This is a genomic window from Campylobacter concisus, assembly GCF_003048535.1.
In the GTDB taxonomy this organism is placed as follows: Bacteria; Campylobacterota; Campylobacteria; order Campylobacterales; family Campylobacteraceae; genus Campylobacter_A; species Campylobacter_A concisus_S.
Window position 1 is genome coordinate 136845 of the sequence record NZ_PIRQ01000007.1, and the last position, 11004, is coordinate 147848.

General features: G+C 40.4%; 10 protein-coding genes. All 10 read right to left on the bottom strand.

Going from position 1 to position 11004, the window contains the following annotated elements; translation table 11 throughout:
- Positions 1–7 precede the first annotated feature (7 nt).
- The gene (locus CVS93_RS07760) at positions 8–1240 is read right to left on the bottom strand and encodes a nucleotide sugar dehydrogenase (protein ID WP_107687196.1); all 1233 of its coding nucleotides are present in this window, start codon (positions 1238–1240) and stop codon (positions 8–10) included.
- Complete coding sequence (locus CVS93_RS07765) at positions 1237–1677, bottom strand: ecotin family protein (protein WP_107687197.1); 441 nt, start codon at positions 1675–1677, stop codon at positions 1237–1239. Before CVS93_RS07765 ends, CVS93_RS07760 begins: the two co-directional genes overlap by 4 nt.
- The gene (locus CVS93_RS07770) at positions 1674–2996 is read right to left on the bottom strand and encodes a UDP-glucose dehydrogenase family protein (protein ID WP_107687198.1); all 1323 of its coding nucleotides are present in this window, start codon (positions 2994–2996) and stop codon (positions 1674–1676) included. The genes CVS93_RS07765 and CVS93_RS07770 overlap by 4 nt, the downstream gene beginning before the upstream one ends.
- An 8-nt stretch (positions 2997–3004) precedes the next feature.
- On the bottom strand, positions 3005–3988 hold the full coding sequence (gene galE / locus CVS93_RS07775; RefSeq protein ID WP_107687199.1) for a UDP-glucose 4-epimerase GalE: 984 nt from the start codon (positions 3986–3988) through the stop codon (positions 3005–3007).
- Positions 3989–4067: 79 nt separating this feature from the next.
- On the bottom strand, positions 4068–4916 hold the full coding sequence (locus CVS93_RS07780) for a DNA ligase (protein WP_107687208.1): 849 nt from the start codon (positions 4914–4916) through the stop codon (positions 4068–4070).
- Positions 4916–5494 carry a DNA-3-methyladenine glycosylase I gene (locus tag CVS93_RS07785; protein WP_107687200.1) on the bottom strand — a complete coding sequence of 193 codons (579 nt, stop codon included), beginning with the start codon at positions 5492–5494 and terminating at the stop codon, positions 4916–4918. Before CVS93_RS07785 ends, CVS93_RS07780 begins: the two co-directional genes overlap by 1 nt.
- A 9-nt stretch (positions 5495–5503) precedes the next feature.
- Entirely contained in the window at positions 5504–6562 is a 1059-nt protein-coding gene (locus CVS93_RS07790; protein ID WP_107687201.1) for an NAD-dependent epimerase, read from the bottom strand.
- A gap of 45 nt (positions 6563–6607) precedes the next feature.
- Positions 6608–7285, bottom strand: coding sequence for a DUF4272 domain-containing protein (locus CVS93_RS07795; RefSeq protein ID WP_234400112.1), 678 nt, complete (start codon positions 7283–7285; stop codon positions 6608–6610).
- 38 nt (positions 7286–7323) lie between these two features.
- Positions 7324–8670, bottom strand: a complete 1347-nt coding sequence (locus tag CVS93_RS07800) for an FAD-dependent oxidoreductase (RefSeq protein WP_107687203.1) — start codon at positions 8668–8670, stop codon at positions 7324–7326.
- A 128-nt stretch (positions 8671–8798) separates the two neighbouring features.
- A complete protein-coding gene (locus CVS93_RS07805; protein WP_107687204.1) occupies positions 8799–10802 on the bottom strand; it encodes a TonB-dependent receptor domain-containing protein in 2004 nt (667 codons plus the stop codon).
- Positions 10803–11004: the final 202 nt, after the last annotated feature.

Below are 11004 nucleotides of genomic sequence, written 5' to 3' on the forward strand. Positions count from 1 at the left end.
AAATTCCTTACAGCCTAGCATCAGCCTCTGGATAGATATTTTTTATATCATAAACTAAATGGCCTTTTAAATTTAGCTTTTTAAACTCATTGTGAGCTACGGCGATCACGATGCAGTCGTAGTCATCTAGGTTATACTCTTTCACTAGATCAAAGCCGTACTCGTGTTTTACCTCAGCGCTATCAGCCCAAGGATCAGTCACATCGACCTTGCAGCCAAAGTCTTTTAGCTCATCAACCACGTCTATAACGCGAGAATTTCTTATATCTGGGCAGTTTTCTTTAAATGTCATGCCAAGCACTAGCAAGCGAGCTTTGTTTATCAAAACACCCTTTCTTATCATTAGTTTTATCACCTGATCAGCTGCGTATTTACCCATATCGTCGTTGATACGGCGACCCGCTAGGATCATTTCCGGATGGTAACCTACCTCTTGAGCTTTGTGAGTTAGGTAGTATGGATCCACGCCGATGCAGTGACCACCAACTAGGCCTGGGCGGAAATTTAAGAAATTCCACTTCGTGCCTGCTGCTTCTAACACATCAATTGTGTTTATACCAAGCTTTTCAAATAGCATTGCAAGCTCATTTATAAAGGCAATATTAATGTCGCGCTGAGTATTTTCGATGACCTTTGCAGCCTCTGCTACCTTGATGCTTGAAGCTTTGTGAGTGCCAGCTGTGATGATCGAGCGATAAATTTCATCGACCTTATCAGCGATCTCTGGAGTTGAGCCGCTAGTGATTTTTTTGATTTTAGTTACAGTGTGCTCTTTGTCACCTGGGTTTATACGCTCTGGAGAGTAGCCGCAGAAGAAATCTTTGTTAAATTTAAGCCCACTTTTTTCAAGAAGTGGCACGCAAATTTCTTCTGTAACGCCTGGATAAACAGTGCTTTCATAGACCACGATATCGCCCTTTTTAAGCACTTTTGCCACACTCTCAGTCGCTTTTACGACTGGAGTTAGATCAGGGCGCTTGTTCTTATCTATCGGAGTTGGAACGGTCACGATGAAGAAGTTGCAACTTCTAATATCATCTAAATCTAGGCTAAATTTCATGCCATTATCGATCGCTTTTTTCATCTGCTCGCTGCTAAGCTCAAGCGTTCTATCATACCCACTTTTAAGCTCCTCTATACGCTTTGTGTTTACGTCAAAGCCTACTACTTCGTACTTTTCGCTAAAAGCTGCTGCAAGTGGAAGCCCCACATATCCAAGTCCTACTACTGCTATTTTCATTTATTTTTTCCTTTCTTTTTTGCTTCTATCTTTTTTACGCGTTCATACATTCTTATTTCCGCACTTACACCTTTTGGAATTATGATTCTAATAGGGCTAACGCCTGGTAAAATTTTAGTGAATTCATAATAGACCCGCCTCTTTTTATTTCCGTCCTTGCATAGCATCATCGTTTGCGCTAGCTCATCCCCGCCGTTAAATTCGTAATAAATCCCGTGTGCGTCTTCTTTTTCCTCGAGCTTTCCACCGAGCAAAAAGGCGAAGTTGCAGTCGATTTCTATCTCTTTAAAAAATGCGACTTCGTATTTAAAATAATCAGGCGGCATCTTTGAGATAGGTAGCTCAAAGATATTTTCCTCGGTTTTTGGCGTGTTTTCGCCTGCTAAAAGTGCAAAGGGAAGCACGCAAGCTGCGATAAAAAGTAAAAATTTTCTCATGCCTTTACTCCGATTTGAAAATACTTAAATCCATGCTCAGCTAAAATTTTAGCGTTGTATTGATTTCGTCCGTCAAATATGACAGCATTTTTTAGCCTCTCCTTGATCTCCATAAAATCAGGAGATCTAAACTCGCTCCACTCGGTTGCAAGCACCATTGCATCGGCACCATTAAGCGCATCATATTTATTTTTAGCGTATTTTATATCTAAATTTGGCATATATTTTTTAGCTTCTTCGCTCGCTTTTGGATCGTAAGCGACCACTTTTGCGCCAGCTTCATCCAAAAGTTTTATCAAAGTTAGCGAGCTAGCCTCGCGCATATCGTCCGTGTTTGGTTTAAACGCAAGCCCCCAAAGCGCGATCGTCTTGCCCTTTAGATCGCCACCAAAGAAGTTATAAATTTTATCAAACAGCACTCTTTTTTGAGCCTTATTTCTTGACTCGACCGCGTTTAAAAGCTCTGGCTCAAATCCATTTTGCCTAGCTGTATAGATGAGTGCCTCGACATCTTTTGGAAAGCAGCTACCGCCGTATCCGCAGCCAGGATAGATGAAGCTATATCCGATCCTTGAGTCGCTACCGATGCCTTTTCTTACTAAATTTACATCAGCACCCACGCGTTCGCAGATATTTGCTATCTCGTTTATAAAGCTTATCTTTGTTGCCAGCATCGAATTTGCAGCGTATTTTGTCATCTCGGCTGATTTTACGTCCATACAAATGAGCCTGTCGTGATTTTTCATAAATGGCTCATAAAGCTCTCTCATCACACTAAAGCCCCACTCGCTACTAGCTCCGATAACTACGCGATCTGGCTTTAAAAAATCCTCAACCGCCGCGCCCTCTTTTAAAAACTCTGGGTTTGAGACTACTTCAAATTTAACCTCTACATTTCTCTTTTTAAGCTCAGCCTCGATCACCTCGTGCACCTTGGCTCCAGTGCCCACCGGGACGGTTGATTTATCGACTACGATTAGTGGTTTGCTTAAATTTTCTCCGATAGACTTGGCAACCGAGAGGACATATTTTAAATCCGCCTGTCCATCAGCGCCCATAGGTGTGCCAACCGCGATAAATAGCACATCCGCATGTTCCAGCGCCTCAGTTATCTGCGTACTAAATTTAAGCGAGCCATTTTTGTAGCAATCACTCACAATATCAGCAAGTCCTGGCTCATATATCGGCACGACACCATTTTTTAGTGCCTCGATCTTTTTTTCATCAACATCGACGCAGATCACACTGTTGCCCATCTTAGCAAAGCATGCACCACTTACTAGTCCAACGTATCCAGTTCCAATTACTGCCACTCTCATGTTTATCCTTAAATTTTCTTTTCCCACTCAAGGGCGGTTTTTATAATGAGCGCTAGGTCATCTCTTTTTGGCTTCCAGCTTGTTAGTGAGCGTAGTTTGCTTGCGTTTGAGATAAGGATAGCTGGGTCACCGTCCCTTCTTGGCGCATTTAGTACCTTAAAATTTACTCCGCTTACTTTTTTTGCGGTCTCGATGACCTCTTTTACACTAAATCCTCTGCCATATCCCACGTTAAAAGTTTCGCTGCCATTTTGGCTGATATATTCAAGTGCGCTTATGTGGGCGTCTGCTAGGTCGCTAACGTGAATGTAATCTCTAACGCATGTACCATCTTTTGTCGCGTAGTCATCGCCAAAGATACCCATGCTATCGCGCTTGCCAAGTATAGTTTGCACAGCTACTTTGATAAGGTGCGTAGCGTTTGGATAGTTTTGGCCGATAAGCCCTTCTTCGTCTGCGCCTGCGACGTTAAAATAGCGAAGTATTGCAAATTTGAAATTTTCATTTGAAGCGGCGTAATCTTTGATGATCTGCTCGCTCATGAGTTTGCTTCTGCCGTATGGATTTATAGGGTTTGTAGGCATTGTTTCGCTAACTTCTGCCACGTCTGGCTCGCCGTAAACTGCGGCAGTTGAGCTAAATATAAATTTATTTACATTGTAAGTTTTTGCATATCTTAGCACCCTTGCAACGTTTGCGGTGTTGTTTAGATAGTATTTTAGCGGCTCGCTCATACTCTCAAAGACCTCTATAAACGCTGCAAAATGGATGATCGCATCAAATTTACCATTTGCAAAAATTTCATTTAGATCATCCTCTAAATTTGCGTTTATAAATTTAAAATTTCCTATTTTTTGGAGTGCTTCAAGTGCTTTTTGTGAACCCTTGCAAAGATTGTCGATGATGGTTATCTCATCTTTACCTTGCTTTAAAAGTGCTTTTACTACGTGGCTGCCGATGTATCCAGCACCACCTGTTACTAAAATTTTCAAGTTTAAGCCTTTCGTAAAAAGTGGTTAATTTTATCAAAAATAGGGTAAAGCAAAAGTAAAGCAAGGCTTTGAATGAAATTTAATCCTCTCTAACCCTTAAAAATATTGGAAATCTTGGCTTGCCATTGGCTGTTAAATTTTGAAATTTATATGTGATGATAGAGCCTATTTTTGGGGGATTTTTGCGCTTTTCATCGCTTAGTCCTGAGCCTATTTTAAAGACAGTGCCAGATTTTGGCTCGCCAATTTTTTCTTCGTTATCTTTGCCACCAAGCGCTTTGCAAGTGAGCGAACCAGCAAATTTTACGTATTTGCCGCTACCTTTATTTATAGCAATTACTTCACACTCGGCATCTTTAAATTTCTTAAATTTAAGTGCATTTTTACTTCTTTTTCGCTCGTACGGCGTATTTGGCTCACGCACGACTACTCCCTCTCCGCCCTTTACAATAATGTCCTCTGTGAATTTTAAAAATTGAGCGTTATCTCGCATTTTTATCTGTTTTATGATGATCAAATTTTGATTTGGCTCATTTTTTAAAAATTTGGCCAAAACTTCAAGTCTAGCAATTAAGCCACCACTTGCCTCAGGCACGTCAAAAACGTAAAATTTAAGCCTGCCCCACGCTTTTTTATCTGGCAACTTATCCATCACTGTTGCTTGAATTTCTTCAAACTTAAGCTCTTTAGCATAAAGCTCGCCATCGAGCGCAAATTTTGGGAAATTTTTAGTAAAACTTAGCGGTGCATTTAGCTTTTTGCCCTGTCTTGAGAGTAAATTCTCTCCGTCCCAGTAGGCACGCACGCCATCAAGCTTCTCGCTAGCTAGCCAGCCACTGACATTTTGATCTTTATACTCGCTAAGTCGCAGCAGGTCAAGAGAAAATGCAAAATTTAAAAGGGCTAAAACCGCAAAAATTATTCTAATCAAGCTTTTGCCTTGCAAAAACAATAATCCATATGATCGTCTACAACGCCCACGCTTTGCAAAAATGCATAGGTGCTAACAGAGCCTAGAAATTTAAACCCTCGTTTTTTTAGCTCCTTTGCCACAAAGTCTGACATAGGCGTAGTGGCTGGCACTTGTTTGATATCTTGATAGTGATTTATGATCTGCTTGCCGTCAAATTTTGGGTCAAATTTTCTTAACAAATATCCCCAAAGATAGTCATAAAAGCTACCAAATTCTTGCGTTACGGATAAAAATGCAAGGGCATTTATAGCGAGTGATTTTAGTTTTAATCTATTACGGATCAGCCTCTCATTTTGCATAAATTTAGCTATTTCAGCCTCGCCGTAAAACTTGATCTTCTCTGGATCAAAGCCATCAAACGCCTCTCTCATGGCCTCTCTTTTTTGAAGCACTCCATGCCACGAAAGTCCCGCCTGAAAGCCCTCCAAAACTATCATTTCGAAAAATTTTCTATCATCTTTTACGACTTTGCCCCACTCGTTATCGTGGTAAGCTATATCAAGCTCGCCTTTTGCCCATTCGCATCGCCTCATCTGCGTCCCTTAAATCTTAACTCCGTAAAACTCGCAATACCACTCGACAAATTTAGCTACGCCGTCGTTTACTTTTGTGTTTGGCTTGTAGTCAAAGTCAGCCACCAAGTCGCTCACATCAGCAAATGTTGCTGGCACATCGCCTGCTTGAAGTGGGAGGAAATTTTTCTTGATCTCACGGCCGATCTTTATCTCAACCGCCTTTATGTAGTCCATGAGCTCGACTGGGCTGTTGTTACCGATATTATAGACCTTAAACGGCGCTTTTGAAGTGGCAGGGTCTGGGTGCTTTGCGTCCCAAGCTGGATTTGGCTTAGCAGGGTTGTCGATGCACTTGATGATGCCCTTTACGATGTCGTCCACGTAGGTAAAATCGCGCTTCATCTTGCCGTAGTTAAAGACGTCGATAGTTTTATCTTTAAGCGCAGCATCAACAAACAAAAATAGCGCCATATCAGGACGTCCCCATGGTCCATACACCGTAAAAAAGCGAAGTCCAGTCGTTGGCACATTAAATAGATGGCTATAAGTGTGCGCCATCATCTCGTTGCTCTTTTTGGTCGCTGCGTAGAGGCTTATAGGGTGATTTACCGCCTCGTGCGTAGAAAATGGCATGTTTTCATTTAGGCCATAAACCGAGCTAGAGCTTGCATAGACTAAATTTTTGATCTCATTGTGGCGGCAGCATTCGAGGATATTCATAAAGCCTGTGATGTTGCTGTCGATGTAGGCTTTTGGGTTTATGAGTGAGTAGCGAACGCCAGCTTGTGCAGCTAAATTTACCACTACGTCAAATTTTTCTTTGCTAAAAAGCTCTTTCATTGTCTTTTCGTCGGCGAGATCTGCTTTTATAAATTTTAAATTCGGATGCGTTTTTGAGACGATAAGCTTGCCATAGTCTATCTCGCTCGTGTCAAAGCCTGCCGTTTTTAGGCGCGCGAGCTTTAAATTTACGTCGTAATAGTCATTTATCACGTCATATCCGACGACCTCATCGCCACGTGCCACAAGGGCATTTGCAAGGTGAAATCCTATAAATCCAGCTGTTCCAGTTACTAAAATTTTCATATTTTTCCTTTCATTTTTGGCTTATTTTAGTGCAAAAATGTAAATTTACGTATTTAGATCAGGGTAGTCCCAAGCGTTAAATTCAGCTCTTAAGTCGTCATTTTCCCAACCTTTGCAGCATAACCACTCAAGCCCCGCACGTCTTTCCATAACGACCTCTTCGTCAAGTCCAGCAACCTTTTTACCATTTATCCTTGCGTCCACACACGCCCAGTGATAGCGATAAACTAGGTCAAGTTTGCTTAAAATTTCATCCAAACTGCGCAGTTTTGAGCGCTTTTTGAGCCCACCCTCTCTAAAGACATCCATCACAAAATCACAGTCGCAAATTTTATCCATCTTACCGATATCTTTAGCTATGCCAAGCGCCCAAAGTAAGATCCAAAGCGACTCATACTTCCAGCCCATATTTACGGCCAAATTTATATCGGCTCTGCCCTCTACGACCTCTTTTTCTTTTACACTTAGGTCATCATAAAAATCGCCCAAAAAGTCTTTAGCCCAAGCTATCTCATCTTCACTTAGGTGGCCATTGTCGCGGATAGTGCAAGCACACATAATGGCCGTAAATGAGCAAACCGCACGAGCAATGATCTCGTCAATGCTTCTTGGCGTAACTTCACTATTGTCATACCTTAGTGGCAGACTCTCAAGCACAGCCACGCCCTCTTTTTTTAAAATTTTTATGCTCTCATCTTTTCTTTGTTGTGCTGTTTTTGGCATATCCGCACCTTTTTTAAAAATATCAAATACTCCCATTTTTATTCAAAAAACTCGGCATTAAATTTCTCTTCGTTAAATTTTTTACCTAAAAATTTACAGGCTTCGATCATATCAGTTCTTGCTATTTCAAAGCAACTCGTAGCCCCAGGGCTTGGAGTCATATTAAAACTTATGCCCTCGCCTGTGCTTATCTTGCCTTCGCCAAGCTCAAGGCACTTTTTATTGCGGTCGATAACTTGTGGTCTTACGCCACCAAAATTTACAGCATAGCTCAGATCGTTTTCACTTAGGCTTGGCACGATCTTTCTAGCGTCTTTTACAAATTCTTTTTTATTGATAAATGGCACTTCAAATAAGAAATTTCTTAAAATATAAGATCTGATGTCACTATCTTTTAAGAGATTTGTAAAGACTTCAAAGACATTTTTATCAAATTTTAGACATTTACAAAAGTCAAAAAAGCTTGAATAGCCGTGGTATCTCTCTAGTTTTGGTATGACTAGAGCTGTTGGCCCAAAGCGAGTGTTTCCGTTAGCTAGGATATCTGGATCGCCGTGAAGCGCAGCAAATGGTAGCTTATCGTTTTGTACCATATAGACTTTGCCATTTAGCAGGCGTTTTTTTGCAAAGTAAAAGCTTCCAGCAACGGGCAGTGTGCTAAGATGAAGCCCATAACCCATTTTATGAGCCAAAAATAGCGAGTGTCCTCCAGCATCTACTACAACGTAGTTTGCAGTGATCGCTTCGCCATCATTTATCTTTATGTGAAATGTATCGCCAGCCTTTTTTATATCAGTTACTTCTGAGTTTAGACTGATCTCGTAGCCATCTGCGCCTAAATTTAGCGCATTTTGCACAAGTGAGTTTGCTAAGCCACCAAAGTCCATCGTCGTAAACTGCCCATTTTGCGTGCCTATGGCGATGATGTTTTCTGGCCTCTCATTGCCATTTGCGTCAAAAACGACGTTTGGCTCGATTTGTTTTAACTTCTCTTTGTCATAAATTTCAAGGTAAGGAAAAAGCTCTTTAAAACTCTCATATCGCTCTTTCATGCGCTCTACTTCAGCATCTCCGATAGCTAGTGCCATCTTTTGATGAGCGAACATATACTTGCCATTAAGATTGTATTTTAGAGCATATTTTACTGGCATATTTGCCACACGAGAGACTTTTTTTGCTTTTTCTAGTGTGTAGTTTGTCTCGATATCGCCACAATGAATGGTTTGTGAGTTGCCTTTGCCGTTTGAATTTAGAGTAGCTACACCGTCATATTTTTCTAAAAGTGCGACTTTTTTTATGTCGCTAAATGCAGCCAACTCATAAAAGAGCGCCGTCCCACTAATGCCTGCTCCGACAATTACCACTTCAAAGTGCTTCTGCCTCATTTTTTCTCCCAAAAAAGTTTAGTCGCCAAAATGATACTATATTAATTTTAAAACAAACAGCATTGTGAAAAAAGCTAGAATTTTTATATAAAAGAGAAATTTGGCAAGGTTCTCACCTTGCCTTGAAGTTAAAATTTATAAGATACGTTTACTTTGAAATTTCTACCTGGCTCCCAGTCTACGTAGTTTGGGTCACCTGTATAATCAGCCGTTCTTTGAGACTGTGAAGCGTATGCTTTGTTAAAGAGGTTGTAAATTCCAGCATTTATCTCAAGGCCTTTAAATTTGCCGCTGCTTGGTGAATAGGTAGCGTAGATATCGCTAACTGAGTAGCTTGGTATATTAACATTTTTGTCATCACCAGCCGAGATGGTATTCTTTGATGCAAAGTAGATTAGGTTGTAGCCTACTAGCGTATCAATGCTAGAAAATGCATACTCTGCGTTAAATGTATATTTATCGCCCTGATCGCGGTAGCCGATGACGTTTGAGGTCGAATAGCAAGGCCCAACAGTTCCTCGCCGACAAGACGTCAATACCCTATCTTTATATTTTACACTTTGATGAGTGTAGCTAGCAGCTAGGCTTAGTGCGTCTAAATTTAGCCTTGCAAGTAGCTCAACGCCGCTTATATCAGCCCCGCCAGCGTTTATCCTCTTTAAAGCTCCATTTGCTGCGTTGTTATCAACTATTAAATTTTTATATTTTGTCATAAAGTATTTTGCAGAGAGGCTATATGAACTAGCTTCGCTTATATCACCATGATATTTAAGACCAGTTTCGTAGCTGTTTCCAGTTGTAGCTTTTAGATTTTTGTTGGCTTCAAAATTTTCTGCCCTACTAGCATACATAGACTCCATGACATCAGGCCCTCTAAAGACTCTTGCATAGCTTGCAAAAGCGTTAAGACCTTTAAGTATCTCATAATCAAGTGCAAGTGCTGGGGCAAATTCATTGTATTTATAAGTGTAGCTCTTTACATTTCCGGCTCTACCATCGTAGCTTTTTAGCTCGTGATGGGTGTATCTGATGCCTGGAGTAACAGTTAACGAACTAAAATTTAGCGCATCTTCTGCGTAGATAGAGTAGTTATTTACCTTTTCTGGGTAGTGGTTATCTGGCTTGTTAAAATTTTTACTTTGGTAAAACTCAGCGCCGTATCTAAACGTCTGTGTCAAAGCACCGGTCTCGACTACGCTTTTAGCCTTTGCGTTTATGCCGTTTGTTTTTACGCCTAAAATTTTTAAGACTGGATCATCTTTTTTATGCTCAGTGTTGTATACCGTTACATCTAAATTTAGAAGATCACTTGGTTTATACTCGTATTTTAGCGTCGTCGTATCTCGCTCATATTTACGATTATCAACAGGAAATTGACCAGTATACCAGCTACCAAACTCGGCTCTCATTGGATACATGCCTTTAAATTCATTGTGCTCTCTTGAGATAGAAATTCTATGTGCATCAAGGAAACTGTAACCAAGCTTTAAAAGATAGCTAAGATCGTTTCCATCGCCGCCTATCTTTCTTTTATTGCCGCTTTTGCCGTAGTCGTAGCCTTTGTGATTAATAGCGGCTATAAAATCAAGCCCTTCAACTGGTGCAGTAAAGAGCATAAGACCTTGTGAAAATTCGCTGTTATTTGAAGCATATCCTGTCTTTATCTTTGCACCGATGATCTCACCACTTTCTAGCAAGTCTTTTGCATCGACCGTTTTAAAGGCAACTGAGCCACCAAGTGCACCTGAGCCGTTTACCACTGATCTTGAGCCAACCTCGACATCAACAGCTTTTATAAGATCTGGATCGATTAGTAAGTCGGCGTTGTGGTGAAAGGTATTTCCGTTTTGTTTTGCGCCGTCTATCGTGATATTTAGACCGCGGTCACTAACGCCCCTCATGTAAATTTTTTGATTCATGCCGTTTGTGCCGCCTACATAAACACCGGGAATATCTCTCATCACGTCTTTTACTAGGCCAGCATTTCTGGTTGAAATTTTGATGTCATCAACGCCATATCCGCCACTACTACTTGTTACCTCAACTCCGCTTAATACGCTCTCGTCTGCCCCATTTGCACAAACTACTATGCTTGCTGCAAGAGAGAGTTTAAATAAGCTTTTAAATCTCATATTTTCTCCTAATTTGGTTATTAAAATTACTATTTTAATTTTATAGCATAATTTTGAGATTGAATATTATAATTTTAAGTATAAATTTTGGATAAATTTTTGAGTTTTTTGGCAAAAATATAAACTATTTTTAAATTTTAATTATCTAATAAATTAATTAAATATCGAAATAAGAGACGAAATTATATGATTTTATCAAGGT